The following is a 21,239-nucleotide window of genomic DNA, read 5'->3' as shown; positions in this document are numbered from 1 at the left end:
GCGAATCGGTGCATAGGTCGGCGAACGGAAGGAAGGTGGCTCGTTCTTTAGCCGGTATTGTTGCTGCCAGGCCAGGGAACGGGCCGCAGTACCGAAGGAAAAGTTGAGTACCCCGTCAGTTGGTACGACCAGCTTGCCGTTCTCCAGGAAGAAGTCCTTGAAACGACCATCAGTGCTGGCATTGACCAACGCAACGTTCATGCGGATGTAGCCAGGGCGCTCCTCCATCATCAGCAGTGAAATATTCACCGGCAGATCATCGGAGGCTTGAGGTATCTTGACGAGAGCGTCAAGGGCCGTGGTTTTCTGTTGCTCAGGCGGTGCATTGAGAAATTTGTCGTAGCGGGTCTTGACCTCCTTGTAGGCTTGCAGCCTGGAGAACAACTTCACGTATTCTGCGGTGAATGTGGACTCAGCCACCTGAATGGCCAACTGTTGTTCCAGTTGGCTGATCTGCTTATTCAGCTGGTCTTGTTTGGCCGGCGCATTGGCCATCAGGCCTGCCATCTCCGGGGGCTTGACGCTGCCGTTATTGAGCTTGACCAGAGCCTTTTTCCAGGCACTGTCATAGCTCGTGATGGCCGTCTGCTGGCGGCTGTACAACTGAATGTCGCGGTCTAGTTGCTGCTTGTAGGCAGTGGTCGCCGGGGTGTCGGGTATGGCGTTCATCTGCTGTCGTCGTTGCTGTAAAATTTGCAACTGGTCTCTCACCGAGATGGGGGTCTCCTGAAAATACTGGGCTGCCAGCACACTCAGGGTACTTTGCTGCATTTCCAGCAGGCGGTCGCCAACCTGATTGATATACTTGTCACGCTCATCGGGACTCATGTTGAACCATTCGGTCTGATGACCCGCCGCCTTGATCTGTTGATCGATCAGGGTATTTAGCAGTGTTTTGAAGCCATTGGACATGTAAGCCATTGAAGTAATCCTTTGTCTGTTTTTAAGTGAAGCTCTTCGCGCCTCGAACGTTAGTCAGAATATCTAAAGATATTTAACCTTATTGATAATTATTATTAATGATGATAACTAATATCAATTGCCATTTAAGCAAATAGTTACATCTATAAATTAATCAGTTAATTTATAACGATAATGTTTGTTATCTAGTTGTTTTGGTTTATTTTATTATCTGGATATGACGGTATGCTATTTGGAGCATTTGGTATCTTCGTCATTTTCGGATAGCGGAATTGAGAGCAGAAATATGAGCGGTATCACCTGGATAAAAGCGCAATAATTATCAAATGATGAAAATGGATGACGTCGGTGTCATCGCTGAGGAAATTGGGCTTGCAAAAAAGGCAGTAATAATAAGCCAATCATGACAGCACAAACAGAAATAGTAATAAATAAGCCTGTCCAGTGGTAATTTTCTAAAATAATCGCAAAAGGATAGCCACCAAGTGCTGCACCAGTATAAGCAAAAAGGCCGACAAATCCTGTTGCTGCGCCGGCAGAATCTTTATGCGAGCACTCTGCTGCAGCCATACCAATCAATAATTGTGGGCCAAAAACAAAAAAACCAATGGCAAAAAAACCCAACGATTGGAACACCAAATCGGTCACCGGCATCAACCATAAAGCCGCTACTGATAAAAAAATCCCTATTGAAAATATTAAATTAATAGGACCACGATTACCGCCGAACAACTTATCGGAACCCCAACCAGCAACCAATGAACCCATAAGTCCTCCAACCTCAAAAAGTGACACGACAAAATTTGCACTCACTAAATCATAATGGTGGTATTCAGTCAGATAAAGATTTCCCCAATCGTTGATAACCGTGCGAACGATGTAAACCAACACATAGCTACAGGAAAGTAACCAAATGTATTTATTGCGGAAAACGTAGGTCCTCAATATTTCTCTGGTACTTAACCCTTTCCCCTGGTTCTCATGCTTTTTTTCCAAAAAATCATTGCGATACTGGCCAATAGTCGGCAATCCCATTGAAGTCGGTTTATCACGTAATCGCCAGCACAGTAATATTCCACTCATTAATATAACTGTGCAATAAACTGTGAACATATACGTTTCGCCCAAAGACGCTACCGTGGATGAAACAATAGCGTCAGAACATTTTTCATAGAATTTACGGTGATTTTCTGCTATTTCGGATTTTCCGCTCTTCAGCAATGGCAACAAAAACAAGTAAGCCGATACAAATAAATGCAGAAACATCAAGTGCCGCAAAAGTGCCTTTCCAGCCCGTTAAACCAAAAACAGGCACACCATCAGCAATCATCCCCAGGCCCAATTTAGCAAAGCTGTCCCCGATTAAATACGCAAAAGTACCTTTAACACCATCTGCAACACTGATTGCCTTTTTCGGTACAAAACCAACGGCTGCCACACCAATCAACAGCTGTGGGCCAAATACCAAAAATCCGAGTACAAACAGGGAGCCTAAGTACATAAATTCACTGGTTGCATGTTGATAGAATTCAAGACTAACAATGATTAAGCCTAATGAGATGCATGCGACCAGAGCACGACGACCATTTGCCAAATCTGATAAATAACCCCACATTAGCGTTCCCACCAACGCGCCGACTTCAAACATGGTAAAACCAGAAATCGCAATCTCTTTTGAGTGCCCTAATTCCTGATATGCATATACTGTTGACCATTGGTCAATACCAATCCGCACGATATAGAGGAAAATATTGGCAAAGCAGAGAAGCCAAATCACTTGATTTTTCAGGACATATTCAACAAAGATCTCACGCTTGGTCATTTGGTTTTCTTCTGCCGCAATATCTTCTTCGCTGACCTTCTCACCAAACAATTCTTCAACTTTACCCAAACCGTAACTTTCCGGTGAGTCGCTACCGTAACGTAAGCCGATAAAACCGATGATCAACGCAATGATAGAAGGGAAAATAAACATCCCTATCACATGACCGTCAAACAAATAGTTAGCACCAAACAGTGCAACCCCGGCAGCACCTGCACCACCAACATTATGTGACATATTCCACAAACCAAGATAAGTTCCCCGCTTACTACGGGGTGTCCATTTGGTAATGGTGGAATAACTTGCCGGGCCTCCTATACTCTGAAAAAAACCACTCAAAGCATAGAATGCTACCATCAGGAAAATACTGATGCCTGAGTTGCCCATACTCATACTGAAACCAAGCATGGCAAGACCAGACAAGATCAACATAAATGGCAAGAATTGCTTGGTATTCTTTCCATCAGCATAGTAAGCGACTAAGGTTTTACCAACACCATAAGTAATAGAAAAACCCAACCCTATCAGACCAAGCTGTGTCATCGACAAACCATAAGTGGAAACCATATCGTTCTGGGCAATGTTAAAGTTCTTTCGCACCAGATACATAGCCATATAGCCAATAAAAACCACCAAATACGACTGTATAAAAGGCTTAAACCACATTTTGCGGCGTACTTCGATTGGTAAATCCAACGTTGGTTGGCGGACTTGTTCAAGAATTTTAAGCATGTGAAATCCTCAGATAACCACGATAAAAAGAACCTTCTTAATGCAGGTGGAAATCCAAAAAGGTGGATCGCTGAAACGCGAAATTTTTCGTAGGTATTATTATTACTGATAGTGTAAAGGAGTGATAAAAGGTTGGCTTGAGCTATAGTCTTAGTTGAACTAGGAATATTTCCTAGTTTTAGGTTTATCTACTGTAAAGCGTGAAAAGAGTCACAATCTCTGTCTGGTAAGGAAAGATTTTAAGGGGGAATACAAGTGCGATGCGAAGACCAGGCTCCATCCATTAGCCTCTTTTATCCTTTGAAAGGCCGCCACTAACAACTTTATTATCTATTGCATGCCTATGATTTTGATCTTTAATTATCTTAGGTTATTTTATTTCTGATTATCCAGCATTTTTTTATACTGTTCTATTTGCCCTTTGTTTTCTGCTGCAAACTTTTTCCACTTTGGATTATTTGCTAATTGCAGGCAAGATAGATCAATTTTCTTACAAATAGAGAAGTTGTTAGTTGATAAACTAACTAATTTTGTTAATGCCACTATAGCAACACCTTTCCTATTAGATCCATCCCTGTCACCATTAATTGCTTTATTAATTTGCAATACCAGAGATTGGGTTACTTGCTCTTTCACACTGCTTTCTGGTATGCAATCCTTTACAACAGGTTCACCAACAACCGTCCCAACCACTTCGCATGCCAGGGTGATCTTTTGCCCCTTGTGTAATTCAAGGGCATAATCTTGAAAGTTATTACCTAATGCTGCATGTACGGTATCTAAGAAACTACCGGCACTTAATGCAATAAATGACTTACCATCAGAAAGATAATTATTTATGCTTTTAATCTTTCCAGAAATAATAACTTTTTTATATTTTAACTCTCTGTTTGCTCTTACTTCATTCTCTGAATATTCTTTGTATAAGTCTCTTGCAGTTATGTACTTATATCCATAATTACCGGATACCTTACCGCCAGCAAATAACTTATTGACATCATTATCAACCAAAGATTTCGCGAACTTCGCATCATTCTCAGTAAAAGGAATAATTTTATTGCTTGCCAAAGCTATTTGCCCAAATAACACAGAAGCAATAGTAATACCTGTTAACATCATTTTTTTATTCATAATCAAAGGCCTAATGTGAATATGATGAAGTCCATTTTATGATGGATTTCTATTCACATTACATTGGATGATAATCAATGTAAAATATAATATTTAATTATTATTATCACTATATACGTCACTATCAACCAACAAAGCACATAGAAAAAATAGATATATGTGCAGGCATAACAGTATTCCTTGAATGGGGAAGAATAGTCAGTAGCTCACATGATGCTATGCCTGTCTATTTTTCGGGGATTTCTTAGCTCCAAAGTAGGTTATTAAATATGGCTATATTACAGCTGGTATAGTGTGATTTGGTGAGATCCAGAGATAAAAAGGCCCTTAAATCAGGGCCTTAATGAGAAAATCATGATAATTTGGTGAAGCCTTGGAAAGCTTTAGCTTATTCCCACTCGATTGTTGCTGGTGGTTTACCGCTGATATCATAAACGACTCGCGATATACCATTGACCTCATTAATGATACGGTTTGATACGCGGCCCAGGAAATCATATGGCAGATGTGCCCAATGTGCAGTCATAAAGTCAATGGTTTCTACTGCACGCAGAGATACAACCCAGTCATATTTACGACCATCTCCCATTACACCAACAGAACGAACTGGCAGGAATACGGTGAATGCCTGACTGACTTTATTATACAGATCTGCCTTATGCAGTTCTTCAATAAAGATAGCATCAGCACGGCGCAGCAAGTCACAGTACTCTTTTTTCACTTCACCCAGTACACGAACACCAAGACCCGGCCCTGGGAATGGGTGACGATACAGCATGTCATATGGCAGGCCCAGTTCCAGACCAATGCGTCGAACTTCGTCTTTAAACAGCTCTTTCAGCGGCTCAACCAGACCCAGTTTCATATCTTCCGGCAAACCACCCACATTATGGTGAGATTTGATCACATGTGCATTACCTGTCGCAGAGGCCGCAGATTCAATAACGTCTGGATAAATCGTGCCTTGTGCCAGCCACTTGACCTGAGTTTGCTTTGCAGCTTCTTCGTCAAATACATCAATAAACACGTGACCAATAGTTTTACGTTTAGCTTCAGGATCATCAATTCCTGCCAGCGCAGAAAGGAAGCGATCTTCCGCTTTAACATGGACAATGTTCAGATCAAATTTACCCGCAAACATTTCCATCACCTGATCTGCTTCATTCAGACGCAGCAGTCCATTGTCTACAAATACACAAGTCAGACGCTTACCAATTGCACGATTCAACAGCAGTGCAGTTACAGAAGAGTCAACACCACCAGACAGCGCCAGAATAACGTGATCATCGCCAATCTTTGCACGCAAACGTTCTACGATATCGTCAATAATAGAAGCCGGCGTCCACAGCGCTTCACATTGGCAAATATTCAGCACAAAACGTTTCAGTATATTCAAGCCTTGATGGGTATGAGTCACTTCCGGGTGGAATTGCACACCATAAAAACGTTTTTCATCATTTGCCATGATAGCAAATGGGCAGCTATCCGTGCTGGCCACGGTTGTAAAACCTTCGGGAATAGCTGTTACTTTATCGCCATGGCTCATCCACACATCCAGTACCGGCGTACCTGATTCATTTAGTGTATCCTGAATACCACGGAACAGCTTGCTGTCACCTTTGATCTCAACCTGAGCATAGCCGAACTCACGCTCATTAGAATTAGAAACTTCTCCACCCAGTTGCATGGACATGGTTTGCATACCATAGCAAACTCCCAATACTGGCACGCCTGCGTTGAAGACATACTCTGGTGCACGTGGACTGTCGTTTTCAGTTGTGCTTTCCGGGCCACCAGAAAGGATAATGCCGTTCGGGTTAAATGCGCGGATTTGTTCTTCAGTGACGTTCCATGTCCAAAGTTCACAATAAACACCAATTTCACGAATACGGCGGGCAATTAACTGTGTATATTGCGAGCCAAAATCAAGGATCAGAATGCGATGTTGATGGATATTAGTTGTCATTCGAGGTGAATTCCCAAAACAAGTGGCAATTAAAAAAATAAAAGTCAGTGACCCGCAATTGCGGGCCACTTTAATAAATAAATTACAAACCTAAACGATAGTTTGGCGATTCTTTGATGATAGTCACGTCATGGACGTGGCTTTCCTGAATACCAGCACCACTGATGCGAACGAATTCTGCTTTAGTTCTCAGTTCGCCAATCGTGGCACAACCTGTCAATCCCATGCAGGAGCGCAAACCACCCATTTGTTGGTGGACGATATTTTTCAGCAGCCCCTTATAGGCAACACGGCCTTCAATACCTTCTGGCACCAATTTGTCAGCCGCATTATCAGTCTGGAAGTAACGATCAGAAGAACCTTTGGACATCGCGCCCAAAGAACCCATTCCACGATAAGATTTGAATGAACGGCCCTGGTAAAGCTCAATTTCACCCGGAGATTCTTCTGTACCAGCCAGCATTGAACCTACCATCACACAAGATGCACCCGCAGCAATGGCTTTGGCAATGTCACCTGAAAAACGGATACCACCGTCAGCAATGACTGGAATTCCAGTTCCTTCCAGTGCTTCCACTGCATCAGCGATTGCAGTAATTTGCGGAACACCAACACCCGTAACGATACGAGTAGTACAGATAGAGCCTGGGCCAATACCTACCTTAACTGCGTTCACACCGGCTTCCACCAGCGCTTTAGCACCTTCACCAGTCGCTACGTTACCACCGATGATTTGCAGATTAGGATACTTGGCACGAGTTTCGCGGATACGCTGCAAAACACCTTCTGAATGACCATGGGATGAGTCAATCAGCAGCACGTCTACACCCGCAGCAACCAGTGCATCAACACGCTCTTCATTGCCCGCACCGGCACCAACCGCAGCACCAACACGCAGACGCCCCTGCTCATCTTTACAGGCATTCGGTTTACGTTCTGCTTTCTGGAAATCTTTCACAGTAATCATGCCGAGCAAATGGAAGCTGTCATCAACAACCAGCGCTTTTTCAACACGCTTCTCGTGCATTTTCTGCAATACTACTTCGCGGGCTTCACCTTCTTTTACCGTCACCAGGCGCTCTTTTGGCGTCATAACGGCTGTAACAGGCAGATCCAAGTCAGTCACAAAACGGACATCACGACCAGTAATGATACCCACCAATTCATTCGCTTCTGTCACTACCGGGTAACCTGCGAAACCATTACGTTCAGTCAGTTCATTGACTGCACGCAGTGTCGTTTGTGGAGTTACAGTGACAGGATTGGTCACAACACCACTTTCATGTTTTTTCACGCGACTGACTTCTTCAGCCTGACGTTCGATAGACATGTTTTTGTGAATGAAACCAATTCCCCCTTCCTGTGCCAGTGCGATAGCCAAGGCAGATTCCGTCACGGTATCCATTGCCGCAGAGAGCATGGGCACGTTCAGGCGAATAGTAGATGTTAATTGAGTGGATAAATCTGCTGTATTAGGCAGAACTGTAGAGTGGGCAGGAACTAACAAAACGTCGTCAAAAGTTAATGCTTCTTTTCTAATTCGTAACATGGGCAATATCTCACCAAGCTATGTGGCAATAAGGGATAAAATATTGCCGCGGCATTATACAGGCCGTAATTGGTTGCCTCCAGCATTTTCTGAAAAAATTTCTTGATTAGTGGTTATGAGTAGTTATTATCAGTCAATTAAGTCTTTGTTTTGAAATTTGATCTAGCTCACATGTCACTGCCAACCAACACTGGAATTTTTTCTGTTAGTCGTCTGAATCAGACGGTTCGTCAGCTATTGGAGCTGGAAATGGGTAGAATTTGGCTAAGTGCTGAAATTTCTAACTTTTCCCAACCTTCATCCGGGCACTGGTATTTCACGCTGAAAGATGAACGGGCGCAGATCCGGGCAGCTATGTTTCGTAGTTACAATCTGCGAGCGGCATTCCGGCCACAAAATGGTCAGCAGGTATTGGTCAGAGCGCAAATCACCCTGTATGAGCCACGTGGTGATTATCAGCTGATAGTAGAAAGCATCCAGCCTGCCGGTGACGGGTTATTGCAACAGCAATTTGAAGTATTGAAACAGAAACTCGCCGCAGAAGGGTTGTTCGAGCAGATCTATAAAAAACCACTACCCTCACCGGCTAAATGCCTTGGAGTGATCACCTCAACCAGTGGTGCAGCATTGCACGATATTCTGAATATTCTGAAACGTCGTGATCCTTCTTTGCCCATTATTATTTATCCGACTGCGGTTCAGGGGGCAGAAGCGCCATTGCAGATTATTCGGGCGATTGAGCTGGCAAATACCCGACAAGAGTGTGATATTTTGATTGTCGGGCGTGGTGGTGGTTCGTTGGAGGATTTGTGGTGTTTCAATGACGAACAGGTAGCTCGCGCGATATTTCAGAGCCAAATTCCTATCGTCAGTGCTGTTGGGCATGAAACTGATGTCACAATTGCAGATTTTGTGGCTGATTTGCGTGCTTCGACTCCTTCTGCGGCGGCAGAATTGGTTAGCCGTAATCAAATTGAATTGTTGAGGCAAGTTCAGTCCCTGCAACAACGTCTCGAAATGGCGATGGATTACTTTTTTGCCAAAAAGCAGCGTATTTTTAATGGATTACAACATCGGCTTCAACAACAAAGGCCTGATTTGCGACTGGCTCGTCAACAGAATCGTTTATCTGAATTACGGCAGAAACTGGTCGATGGTTTATTACGCTGCCTGAAACAAAATTCAATTTCCTATGAAAAATTAAATCAAAGACTGCTACAGCATAATCCTGAACAGGAAATCCGGTATTATAGCCAGCATATTCAACAATATGATTTTCGGTTAAAACAGGCAATTGAACGGCAATTATCTCGTTATAAAGAGAGATTTGTGGTTTCCTGTTCACGAATGGAAGCCGTAAGCCCGTTGGCAACGTTGAGTCGTGGTTATAGTATCAGTGAAACGCCCGATGGAAAGTTGTTGAAACAGGTTAAGCAGGTCAAAGTTGGGGATTCGCTGAAAACCCGGTTGCTGGATGGCTGGGTTGAGAGCCAGGTAATAAAAGTGAAAAAAGTTAGCAAGAGAAAAAATAACGTATAAAAGTGTCTTATCTGTTTTGTGATAAGTTCCAATAAACTTTATAAATTTGGCGTGGTGTATAAAAAAGCTCAACATATTATGATAAAAAAACATAGAGATGAAAAGGGATCTATTAATGGTGTTTCCAGTGGTAATTCATGTAAACCGGTATATTCTCCATTGACATCATAAACTTCATATAATCCTCCACCTCTGCTATACAGATAGCCAATGCAAAGGCCTGTTTCATCATCAATGATAGGCGATGAATTTGCCATTTTATCTTTATTTTTTTGTGGTTCAGTTGAGAAAAATTCATCACCAGGAAGCGGAGAGTTAAAAGAGTAATATCTTCCACTATCACTCAGTTTCAAATACCCATTTTAATCATTCATTATAAACCTTATGATATTATTTTAATTATAAATAAAATTTACCCTGTATATTAATTTCAATGAATTAAATAAAAACATTATACAAAATACTAATAAATAAGAATGCATACTATATATAGTATGGCAATCATCTAAAAAACAAACAATTTTAAAATCTGTGGTAATAATAAGAAAAAGAAAGATATTTGGTACAAAAATATGTAAAAAAAGTGGTGCATATGCACCACTATTATATCGACTAACCATTATCAGAAGCGAACCTCAGCCCCTATCACGTAAGTTCTGCCACGGGCTGTTTGAGCTACAGCTTCCCCTTCCGCTATATTTGGTGAAGAATTCATGCGATTCAGGGCATCAGCATAATTTTTGTTGGCCACGTTCTGTACAGAAAATTTAACAGAAATATTCTCATTGATTTGGTAATCCGCATATAAATCAATAATGGTCGGTATCTTATTATCTTTTATCATCTTATCACTGATTTCCGCATTTCCATCTACATCAGGATTTTGGTGATAAGACTGATCTGTATATTTCACTATCGCACCAACACGAATTTTTTCTTCCAGTAAACGAACGCCAGTATCTAATGTCATATATCGCTCCGGTAACTGAGATGCTAGATTTGTTCCCATAATACTTGCCGAAAGTGAGGTTGGTTGTTGTGTTTTTTGCTGGCTATATGCTAATAAGCTGTAGAATATGCCAGCATCATAATTCGCCGAAAGCTCATAGCCACGCATAGTTACCGGTGCCAGACTATTACCATAAATATATATATTAAAGTTAGGATCAACTTCTCCCCACTCTTCATCTGTCAATGTCCCATCATTTTTACAAATTCTACCTTCTGCACAAACCAGATAAGATTCACTGAAGATATAGTTTTTGATTTTGGTATGAAACATCGTTGCTTTCAGACGAAATGAATCTCCTTCTATAAATAAGTTCGGACGATAACTATTAAACCCAATCTGATAAGTATCTGCTCTTTCTCCTTTCAGGAATGGATTCATTGAAATTCCTCCTTCATTGGAATAGAAAACTTCCTGTGCATTTGGTGCCCGCATTGCATGGGTATAACTTATGAATGGCTGGAATGCAGGTGTAATTTCTGCTGATAATAAAATACTTGGATTAAATCCACGTGATTTAATATCTAATTGTACTTCTCCTTGAGGGAAACAGTTTACTCTCTTATCACAAGCCGGTTTTCTTCCCTTTATGCTGGAGTCTAAATAGTTTAATCCCAAATTAGCGGTATAAATACCATGTTCAACTTTTAACTGACTATAAATACTTCTGATATCTTGTTTCCCGCCTGGTGAAAATGGATTGTGTTCCTCTGAGGATGTATATTTTTCACTAAGGCCGATACCTGTTTTTTTCCTGTATTCAGTGCGCATCAATTTACTACCAAGAGTAAATGCGAAATCAGTGTCACCATAATTAAATCGGCTAGTATTTTTAACATCGATAGCATTAGATTTATTATGTGATTCGCCTTTACCTAATCCACTCATAGGATAAACAAAGGACTGTTCACCCTTTCCTGAACTCAGTAAAATTTTAGTATCAATTAATTCACTAAATGGTGTGTAATGATATTTCAAATGATAATCATAGCTATCGATATGACGTTTAGTAAACTTATTATGATAAAAACGTCCAGACAACTCCAAATCATGAAAATCATTTGGCTTAATATTTATTTTCATCAATTGTGAATTTGGTTTCTGCTTAAATGTCTTATCCGTACCAAATTCTTCGCTGCTGATCCCCATGCCATTTTTATAGTGAGCATCAATACTGTGACCACTAACAGCAAGCATAGCACCAATGGAACCTTCCGGGCTGAATGCCTGCGTTTTTCCCGCAATGGCAATCATGCCATTTTTGCCTATGCCGTTAGTGCCATAGGTTGATTTAGTTCGTATACCCAGTTTATCACCTTCGAAAACAATATCTTCAATCCCAATGGTATGGAAGTTAGCACTTCCCACCAATGCATTGATTGAATCCCCATCGTTAGTCTGCCCACGATCAATATCTGTCCGGATAATAAAATTAGGGTCAATCAAAACACCAAACTGATTATAAGGCATTCCCCCGTGTCCAAATGAATTCGGCGCTATACCATAAAAACTCTGACTAACACCGTCTACCATCATATTGACACGGCCAAAACCACTTAGTCCACGGATATTAACGGCTACTGTTCCCTGACTTACATCCATCTGAGTGTAAGTCCCCGGCAAAGCACGTAATACGCTGTCCATAGATCCAAGTTTATTATCTTCACCCACAGAACTATAAGCACCGGGTTTTTCCATTGCATCAATTTGCGGCGAGTTCTTATTATCCTGAGAACCTGAAATTTTCAGTGTGCTAAATCGCATGACTTTTTGATTTTTATTGTCATTTATATTTTCAGCATAAGCCAGTCCCTGAAGCCCAATAAATACTGCGCTGGCTCCAGCTATTTTTGCCATGATTTTCATTAACATCATCCTAAATCAAAAAATATTTATTAAGACTCACATTGCTTCGAAAATTTGGCGATAAAAAATCCGGACACTAATAACGAATTATCAGCATCCATATTTATTAATATATTTTTATTAATCTTTTAAGGTTGGAAAATATGTTTTAGCATCATCTAACATAAGCAGAAAACTATAATCAAAAGCGATATCATTCAATCGGTTAAAACGCCCCGGCTTTCCACCATGCCCGGTATCCATGTTGGTTTCCAATAATAACAGGCTATTCCCTTTTTTCATTTCCCTTAATTTAGCCACCCACTTTGCAGGCTCCCAATATTGTACCTGAGAGTCATGTAAACCCGTTGTCACTAATAAATGAGGGTAACGCTGGTGTTTAATATTATCGTAAGGGCTATAAGATTTAATACGGAAATAAACTTCCTTATTATTTGGATTACCCCACTCGTCATATTCACCTGTTGTTAAAGGAATAGATGGATCAAGCATGGTAGTCACAGCATCAACAAAAGGCACTTTAGCGATCACACCACGGTATAACTCCGGTGCCTGATTAATCACCGTGCCCATCAGTAAACCACCTGCACTGCCACCTTCCGCATAGACACGCCGGCTGTCACCATATCCATCAGCAATTAATGTTTTAGTCGCGTCAATAAAATCGTGGAAACTGTTCATTTTATTTTCTAGCTTACCTTGCAGATACCAGTTCCGGCCTAAATCGCCACCACCACGTATGTGCACCAAAGCATAAACAAAACCACGATCTAAAAGACTCAGCATTGGAGAGCTAAAATATGGATCCATGCTGATACCATAAGCACCATAGCCATAAATCAGAATTGGGTTCTGGCCTTTTTCAAACAAAGACTTGCGGTAAACCAGAGAAACAGGGACTTCCACACCATCCCGTGCTTTTATCCAGATACGCTGGCTTTCATAGTTCTCTTTATTGAACCCTTTAACTTCTTGCTGCTTCAGCAATTCACGTTCGCCTGTTTGCATATTCCATTGGAATACAGAGCTTGGGGTTGTCAGAGATGAATAGCTATAACGCAGTAAATCAGTATCTGGCTCCGGGTTATAACTTAATGATGCCATATAGGCCGGATCGTCAAACTTAACCCGTTTTTCCCGCTGAGTTTTCCAATCAATCTGACGAATCTCCGCTAATCCTTTCGTACGTTCCTGCACCACCAACCAATTGTTGAACAGTTCAAAATCTTCTAAATCAGTATTTTCCTGTGGCGCAATCACAGTTTCCCATGGCTTATCGAGAGCATCCGTCCGGTATAAGCCAAACAATGGATTTTCATAGTTGGAGCGGATATAAAATTGTCCACGAAAGTGATCAATATAATATTCACGTCCAGCCTGACGAGCAGAGAAAATCTGTGGTTTTAATTGCGGGTTATTAGCATCAATCAGTCGATATTCTGAAGTTGAGTAACTGGTAATCGAAATCAGAATATAATCAAGAGAAGTACTTTTCGAAATTGATAGATAGAAGCGATCATCATCTTCCTGATAGATTTTTTTATCCTGCTTCGTATCTGTACCATATTGATGGCGGAATAGCTGGTAAGGCAGCAGAGTTTGTGGATCTCTGCGTACATAAAACAAAGTATTACCATCATTAGCCCACAAGATATTGCCTGAAGTATTTTCTATGACATTATTCTGCCATTCATTATCAGCAAAATTTTTGAAAGAAATTTGGTAGTTACGACGACCTTGAGTATCTTCTGCTACGGCGATACGCTTATTGTCACGGGTAACCACAAATCCACCGATTTGATAAAACTTATGACCTTTTGCCCGTTCGTTACCATCAACCATTACCTGCCAGTCAGTTGCATTATCAGCTGGCTTACGCTGATAGATTGGAAAATCTTTTCCTGTCTGATAAACGGTACGATAAATATAACCATTATAAGTATAAGGAACTGACTGGTCTTCTTTACTCATTCTGCCAGTCATTTCGTTATACAGTGTTTCCCGCAATTCTTGGCCAGATTTCAGCGCCTCCGCGGTATACTTGTTTTCAGCCGTCAAATAATCAATGACTTCTTTATCCTGACGATTGTCGTCACGTAACCAGTAATAATGATCAATACGGGTATCACCATGAATGGTCATTTCATGTGGCTGTTTTTTGGCCATAGGCGGCACCATGTTTTCCTCCATTGCGATGGTCGTAACACTATTACTCAACAAACTTCCTCCCAACAAAAAACTAAGCACGATCCTTTTTGTTAGCACGGCTTTTTGGGTTTTTGGTGAAAACACCGTTTTATACTGTGACATGCCATTCGTCCTATTTTTTATTGTTATTGGGATAAAGTGAAATCAATTGGCAGTTCAACTGTAACACTGCCATTGGTTAAAATGACATCAGGTGGAGCTGGTAAAGGCTGTGCTCTTTCCAATACAAGCCTTGCTTCTCTGTCAAGTGAATACGTCCCGGAGCGTCTTGCTAATTCACTGTCAATCACTGCGCCAAATTGATTAACTGTGAATTTCACCATTGGACGCCCTGTCCGTTTTCTTCTCTGGGCATCCGCCGGATATCTTTTATAACGGTTTAAATGACCACTAACCTCAGCCTGCCAGACTGCTTTTGCATCAGCAACCGCATCCGAGTTACTTTCATAAGAGGCGGCTGTCCGGGAAGTAACATTATCCGCTGTGGCGCTACTGGTTGTCGGCGCTGAACTACTCTGGGACTTTTCACTTTCCTGCTCTTTTGCCTTCACTCGCTTAACAGGTTGGGCTTTTTTAGGTGCATCCTGCTCTTTTTGTTTTTTCTTTGGCTTATAAACTAAAATCTGTGCTTCTTCATTCACCGCCAATTTGGGCATATTGATTTCATCAACCTTGCTTTCCTGCTGATGACTGGCAACAGATAATAATTGTTCAATCCCAATCGGCTGTTTTTCAACCTTATGTATTGCTTCTGTCTGTAGCGATACTTCCATCATAACCGCAGGTGGAGGCAAAAACGCCTCAAGATCAAGATCCTCCGGTTTATAAATCAACCATCCGACCAATAAGACATGAAGTGTGATAGCAGCGAGAAAGGATTTTGTCACGTGACCAACGTGAGCGGTTTGGTACGTTGTATACGTCAACATTTTTTATAGCGCATTATGTCAAAGATAAATTTAGTGAATGATAATCAATTGAATATATAAATGAAAACTATTTTTATTTATTAAGATCACCACATCCTTGTGATAGATACAACTAATTAGTTATATTACTGGCCACTTTAGGGGTAAACCAGACAAAATCAGCATATTCGTTGTTCAAAGAAACCCCTTGTTCAGCGATGACAAGTACAGCAACCCGTTCATTGGGTGCTATTTTTTTCACATGCTGAGGTACTCCCATCACTTTTACGGCGTGATACCCTCCCGCAAATAACAGTACTGGTGATGGTGCTTTAATCAATTGTTCTGCCATTCGCTGATCACGTAATTGCTGAATTCTGCTCATGGCAGAGAGATGAAGTTCATCTATATTTCCACCATGGGAATTTTTGATAGTTTCGTCGATACGTTTTTTGACATCATCAGAGACTAGTGAAGTTCTGTCTCCAGCTCTGTAATTTTTGTATGCCTGATCAATTTCACTACGATCCAAGTTTGCTGCTAACAATGGATAAGGTGCTTTCATCAGCGCCATAACCAGTTTTCCATATAACTCCCAAGGCCAGCCTTGCTGCCACGCTAACAGATTTTTAATGCGCTCATCTCTGACTATTGGATTTCCCTGCAACCAGCTTTTAACTTTGTTCACTTTCTCTTGCTGGTCTGGGTTAATCATTTCCAGTAATACAGAGCCATGAGGGCGTTTTTGCTCAAGTTGTTGAACCAGCCATAACTCGATTTGATGGTGATAAGGATTATCGTGTTTTTCACCCACAATGATTCTGGGATAGGTTGCCAATTGTTCGAGCAATTCATCAGAAGTGATAGATTTGCCGGTGTTCATATCAAGCAAAACACCTGATTGTGTTAACTCACTGGGAAGAGATTGCTTTACTTCTTGAGAGTTATTTTGAGGGGTAGTCAGTGATGTTGCACAACCACCAAACAGGAAAGCACATACCAAAAAAATTGTTTTTATACAGATAGATGTTTTCATTGATGTTCATTATCACATTAAAAATTTCTCTGCATACTATAGATAATGAGAATTATTTACAAATAAAATCCCCTGCCAGACAAAGGCCCGGCAGAGTTACTTACTTATTCATCCCTGTCTTAAACCAGGATTTTAATACGAATGAGTTATAGAGGATCAGTTTGTGCTTCAACCGCAGCCAATGCCACCATATTAACAATGCGACGGACAGAAGCGATCGGCGTCAGTACATGTACTGGCTTTGAGACCCCCATCAGTACCGGGCCAACAGTTACACCATCCGAACCGGTAACACGTAATAGGTTATAACTAATACGCGCAGCTTCCATATTCGGCATAATCAACAGGTTAGCAGAACCTTTTAATGGGCTGTCCGGCATGATGTCACGACGAATACTTTCTACCAGGGCTGCATCACCATGCATTTCACCGTCAATTTCCAGTGACGGAGCCATTTGCTGTACCAGTTCCAGCGTCTTACGCATTTTTTGTGCAGAAGCACAATCAGAAGAACCAAAACTTGAACGCGATAATAAAGCAACCTTTGGTTCAATACCGAAGCGACGTACAGTTTCAGCCGCCATCAGCGTGATTTCAGCCAATTCCTCTGGTGTCGGATCTTCATTGACATAAGTGTCAGCAATAAAGGTATTACCCATTGGCAACAATAAAGCATTCATTGCACCGGCTGTGCACGCCCCCTGACGGAAACCAAGGACATCTTTTATAACTTGGTAGTGTTCACCATAACTGCCAACCGTACCACAAATCAGACCATCCGCTTCACCACGATGTACCATGATGGCTCCGATCAATGTCGGATTACCAATAACAGCGCGGCGAGCCTGTTCCTGAGAAACACCACGGCGTTTCATCAGTTGGTAATATTCCTGCCAGTATTCTTTGAAGCGCGGGTCATTTTCGTTGTTGACTACTTCAAAATCTTTACCGGCTTCAATATGAAGTCCTTGCTTTTTGATACGCATCTCAATAACACTTGGGCGACCAATCAGAATAGGGAATGCCAATCCGAGAGATACGAGTTCCTGAGTTGCATGCAGCACCCGAATATCTTCCCCTTCCGCCAATACAATGCGTTTTTTCTCTTTTTTCGCCTGAACGAAAATCGGCTTCATAAATAAGTTGGTTTTGTAGACAAACTCACTCAGTTTTTCAATATAAGCGCCAAAATCAGTAATAGGACGAGTTGCAACACCGGAATCCATCGCCGCTTTCGCTACAGCAGGCGCAATTTTTACAATCAGTCGTGGATCAAATGGCTTCGGTATGATGTATTCAGGGCCAAAGAACAGATCCTGATCACCATATGCAGAAGCAACTTCCTGACTTTGTTCAGCCAGTGCCAAATCTGCAATTGCATGTACACAGGCCAGTTTCATCTCTTCATTAATGGTTGTTGCACCAACATCCAGTGCGCCACGGAAGATAAATGGGAAGCAGAGCACATTGTTAACCTGATTAGGATAATCAGAACGGCCGGTGCAAATAATTGCGTCAGGACGCACAGCTTTTGCCAGTGGTGGCAAGATCTCAGGTTCCGGATTTGCCAAAGCCATAATGAGTGGATTTTCCGCCATGATTTTGACCATCTCTGGTGTCAGAACGCCCGGCCCGGAACATCCGAGGAAAATATCAGCATCGGGAATTACATCAGCGAGTGTCCGGCTACCGTTATCTTCAATAGCATAATCCGCTTTGGTTTTTTCCATGTTTTCTTCGCGACCACGATAGATAACACCTTTTGAGTCACAAACAACAATATTTTCACGTTTTAAACCCAAAGCCACCAGCAGGTTCATACAGGCAATGGATGCCGCACCCGCACCAGACACCACCATACGTACTTTACTGATGTCTTTATTAACAACACGCAACCCGTTAAGTACTGCCGCAGTACAAATAATTGCCGTACCATGCTGATCATCATGGAATACAGGAATTTTCATCCGCTCACGAAGTTTCTGTTCAATGTAGAAACATTCTGGCGCTTTGATGTCTTCAAGGTTGATACCACCAAAAGTCGGCTCCAACGCCGCAATGATATCGATTAATTTATCAGGATTGGACTCATCAATTTCAATGTCAAAAACATCAATGCCAGAGAATTTTTTGAATAGCACCCCCTTCCCTTCCATGACAGGTTTACCCGCCAATGCCCCGATATTGCCCAGCCCCAATACGGCACTGCCATTGGAAATAACAGCCACCAGATTGCCACGTGCAGTATATTTATAAGCCGCCAATGGATTTTCTGCTATTTCAAGACAAGGAGCTGCGACACCTGGCGAATATGCTAAGGCTAAATCACGCTGTGTAGTCAGCGGCTTAGTCGGAGTAACAGTGATTTTCCCCGGTTGCGGGAATTCATGAAAATCAAGGGCACTTTGTTTTAATTTTTCGTCCATCGTCTGATCCTTTGTGAGTCATGTCTAAGTAAAAATCTGCTCAGTATAATAGTTAAGGAAGGTTATATCATGATACTAACAATATTTTTGTTAATAGCCACTGAAATAAATGATCATAAAATGATCTACTAATGGTTTCATATTAGCCAATAATATATAGAAATGCCTTAATTATACTCATATAGAGGTATTCCCATTTTCCATTCATTAATAACTCACTAAATTAATAAGAGAGATATCTAAGAAACAACTTAAAATGAGTTTACAAAAACAAAACTTAATCTATAAAATAATCGCAGTCATTTGATTTAGAAAATTATTAGCAATTAGGGAAACTCATTTTCTTATGCCTGTGAATTTTATTTCACCTAAATGGATAAACCTGTTTGCGATATTTCTTTTTTTATATCAGGATATATTTTCAGGATCTCTATTATAGATGATTCAATATACTCCATAAAAATCACACAGCTATTTAACATAAAGCAGAATTCTGTTTTTTTATGTTTTATCAAAACATAAGATCTGCATTTCTATTATGGGAGAAGGAACATGCATAATCATACAGTCATGATAGTTGATAATCATCCTATCATTCGTCACGGTTTAAAAGGGTTGATTGAATCAGAGCGCGAACTCATTGTGACTGCTGAGACAGATAACGGCGAAGATGCCATTAATATCGCTTGCCAAATAAAACCAGATATTATTTTAATGGGTTTGGAAATCAACGGCTTTTCCGGGATTGATACGATTAGGTCACTCCGCCGCAAAGGGCTTGATTCCTACGTTCTGGTACTTTCTGATTCAGCTAACCGAAGCGATGTTTATGATGCTATTGATGCAGGTGCGAATGGTTATTTATTAAAAGATATTGAACTAACCCCTCTGCTGGTTAACATAAAAAAAGCTGTAAATGGGCAAGCAGTATACAGTGAAAAAGTTCATCAATATTTATCTACTCGTCATCTTTATGTTGATCCTTTATCAAAATTAACTAAACGTGAATTAGACGTTTTAAAAGAAATCTCAGAAGGAATGACAAATAAAGAAATTGCTGATTTTCTTTTTATCTCAGAAGAAACTGTGAAAGTTCATACCCGTAACTTATTGAAAAAACTTAAATCCCGCTCCCGTCTCGAAGCTACCATCATCTATCTGAAACATAGAAAAGCAGATTTAATATAGCACTTGACAGTCAATCTCTATAATAGAGAGACACAATTTCCCTGTTGATAAAAATCAGGGAAATTGTGAATTAAACCAGATAAAAGTTAATTATAATTAATTCAATTTAATTCATAGTTAATTACATTATAATAAATGCAATTATTGTATTTATTTGAAACTAATATTTTGGAATTAATTTATTCATGAAATATATATATGTAAATTATGCCTAATGGTTCTCAAATTATCGTATCAAATTACCATATATTGTTGAATAAGTATAAGCAGTCAGAACATTATTTGACAGACAATCAGGTAAAATACAGAGTTCAGTTCAGCCAGAGTATATGAAAGGTTCGTGTTATCTGGATAAAATGACAAATTTCCCGCATTATACCCAATGGACTTCAAGATGCGGCCAGCAAAGCGGCAACCTGGAAGATGACAGGTATACGCCGGATGTGTAAACAAGACTAAGGATCTCATAATGTCAGATACCACTCCTCAAAAAACATTCACTCTGTACGGTATCAAAAATTGCGATACTGTGAAGAAAGCACGTCGTTGGTTAGAAGATCAAGAGATCCCATATCAATTTCATGACTACCGTGTTGATGGCTTATCCCCTGAACTACTGCAAATATTCATTGAACAAGCAGGTTGGGAAGCTTTACTGAATACCCGTGGCACAACCTGGCGCAAATTGACTGATGAGCAGAAATCCACTATCAACAATGCCGAAGCAGCTAAGGCACTGATGCTGGAACAACCCGCTATCATTAAACGCCCACTATTAGTTTCAAAACCCCTGGTTTCAAAGCCAGTCACCTCAAAACCATCAGCATCGGAAGCAATAGCATCAGCAACAGAAAACTACTTACTGGGTTTCAAAGCTGAACAATACCAACAGTTTTTTTCTCATGACTGTTCTCTTACGGCTAAATAAGGGCTTACTG

At 40.9% G+C, this 21,239-nt stretch carries 16 protein-coding genes; 5 read left to right on the top strand and 11 right to left on the bottom strand.

All coding sequences use genetic code 11. From position 1 onward, the window contains the following. Nucleotides 1–309 precede the first annotated feature (309 nt). Nucleotides 310–621 carry a hypothetical protein gene (locus BDD26_RS20255; RefSeq protein WP_244922737.1) on the top strand — a complete coding sequence of 104 codons (312 nt, stop codon included), beginning with the start codon at nt 310–312 and terminating at the stop codon, nt 619–621. 72 nt (nt 622–693) lie between these two features. Continuing rightward, entirely contained in the window at nt 694–888 is a 195-nt protein-coding gene (locus tag BDD26_RS20250; RefSeq protein ID WP_244922736.1) for a hypothetical protein, read from the top strand. Nucleotides 889–1,272: 384 nt separating this feature from the next. Here the strand turns inward: BDD26_RS20250 and BDD26_RS13375 are convergent, their stop codons facing one another. From BDD26_RS13375 to guaB, 5 genes are all read right to left on the bottom strand, one after another. After that, on the bottom strand, nt 1,273–2,187 hold the full coding sequence (locus BDD26_RS13375; RefSeq protein ID WP_280524519.1) for an MFS transporter: 915 nt from the start codon (nt 2,185–2,187) through the stop codon (nt 1,273–1,275). Next, a complete protein-coding gene (gene uhpT / locus BDD26_RS13370; protein WP_038265471.1) occupies nt 2,099–3,475 on the bottom strand; it encodes a hexose-6-phosphate:phosphate antiporter in 1,377 nt (458 codons plus the stop codon). Before uhpT ends, BDD26_RS13375 begins: the two co-directional genes overlap by 89 nt. A gap of 375 nt (nt 3,476–3,850) precedes the next feature. Next, on the bottom strand, nt 3,851–4,606 hold the full coding sequence (locus BDD26_RS13365) for an OB-fold protein (protein ID WP_038269736.1): 756 nt from the start codon (nt 4,604–4,606) through the stop codon (nt 3,851–3,853). A 388-nt stretch (nt 4,607–4,994) separates the two neighbouring features. Beyond that, nucleotides 4,995–6,572 carry a glutamine-hydrolyzing GMP synthase gene (guaA, locus tag BDD26_RS13360; protein ID WP_115826799.1) on the bottom strand — a complete coding sequence of 526 codons (1,578 nt, stop codon included), beginning with the start codon at nt 6,570–6,572 and terminating at the stop codon, nt 4,995–4,997. An 82-nt stretch (nt 6,573–6,654) separates the two neighbouring features. Beyond that, nucleotides 6,655–8,121 (bottom strand): IMP dehydrogenase, encoded by a 1,467-nt coding sequence (gene guaB, locus BDD26_RS13355; RefSeq protein ID WP_115826798.1) that lies wholly within the window; start codon nt 8,119–8,121, stop codon nt 6,655–6,657. Between the two features lie 171 nt (nt 8,122–8,292). On the opposite strand from guaB, the gene xseA reads away from it, so the two are divergent. Continuing rightward, nucleotides 8,293–9,660: an exodeoxyribonuclease VII large subunit gene (xseA, locus tag BDD26_RS13345; RefSeq protein WP_115826797.1), complete on the top strand. Its 1,368-nt coding sequence runs from the start codon at nt 8,293–8,295 to the stop codon at nt 9,658–9,660. A gap of 68 nt (nt 9,661–9,728) precedes the next feature. Here xseA and BDD26_RS13340 read toward each other — a convergent pair whose 3' ends face one another. From BDD26_RS13340 to maeB, 6 genes are all read right to left on the bottom strand, one after another. Beyond that, nucleotides 9,729–10,013 carry a hypothetical protein gene (locus BDD26_RS13340; protein ID WP_115826796.1) on the bottom strand — a complete coding sequence of 95 codons (285 nt, stop codon included), beginning with the start codon at nt 10,011–10,013 and terminating at the stop codon, nt 9,729–9,731. A gap of 269 nt (nt 10,014–10,282) precedes the next feature. Beyond that, nucleotides 10,283–12,541: a TonB-dependent receptor domain-containing protein gene (locus BDD26_RS13335; protein WP_115826795.1), complete on the bottom strand. Its 2,259-nt coding sequence runs from the start codon at nt 12,539–12,541 to the stop codon at nt 10,283–10,285. Nucleotides 12,542–12,655: 114 nt separating this feature from the next. Beyond that, nucleotides 12,656–14,845, bottom strand: coding sequence for a S9 family peptidase (locus tag BDD26_RS13330; RefSeq protein ID WP_211305475.1), 2,190 nt, complete (start codon nt 14,843–14,845; stop codon nt 12,656–12,658). A gap of 23 nt (nt 14,846–14,868) precedes the next feature. Further along, on the bottom strand, nt 14,869–15,630 hold the full coding sequence (locus BDD26_RS13325) for an energy transducer TonB family protein (RefSeq protein WP_244922735.1): 762 nt from the start codon (nt 15,628–15,630) through the stop codon (nt 14,869–14,871). 154 nt (nt 15,631–15,784) lie between these two features. Then, nucleotides 15,785–16,687: a ChaN family lipoprotein gene (locus BDD26_RS13320; protein ID WP_115826793.1), complete on the bottom strand. Its 903-nt coding sequence runs from the start codon at nt 16,685–16,687 to the stop codon at nt 15,785–15,787. A 146-nt stretch (nt 16,688–16,833) separates the two neighbouring features. Further along, nucleotides 16,834–19,113 (bottom strand): NADP-dependent oxaloacetate-decarboxylating malate dehydrogenase, encoded by a 2,280-nt coding sequence (maeB, locus tag BDD26_RS13315; protein WP_038269754.1) that lies wholly within the window; start codon nt 19,111–19,113, stop codon nt 16,834–16,836. Between the two features lie 552 nt (nt 19,114–19,665). Here maeB and BDD26_RS13310 point away from each other — a divergent pair. Continuing rightward, a complete protein-coding gene (locus tag BDD26_RS13310) occupies nt 19,666–20,301 on the top strand; it encodes a response regulator (protein ID WP_038269758.1) in 636 nt (211 codons plus the stop codon). A 469-nt stretch (nt 20,302–20,770) separates the two neighbouring features. After that, complete coding sequence (locus BDD26_RS13305; protein ID WP_115826792.1) at nt 20,771–21,229, top strand: ArsC family reductase; 459 nt, start codon at nt 20,771–20,773, stop codon at nt 21,227–21,229. The last annotated feature ends 10 nt before the right edge of the window (nt 21,230–21,239 follow it).

The sequence above is a fragment of the Xenorhabdus cabanillasii genome (genome assembly GCF_003386665.1).
GTDB classification, from domain to species: domain Bacteria; phylum Pseudomonadota; class Gammaproteobacteria; order Enterobacterales; family Enterobacteriaceae; genus Xenorhabdus; species Xenorhabdus cabanillasii.
The sequence above is the reverse complement of the archived record's forward strand: the minus strand, read 5'-3'. Positions and strand labels throughout refer to the sequence as shown.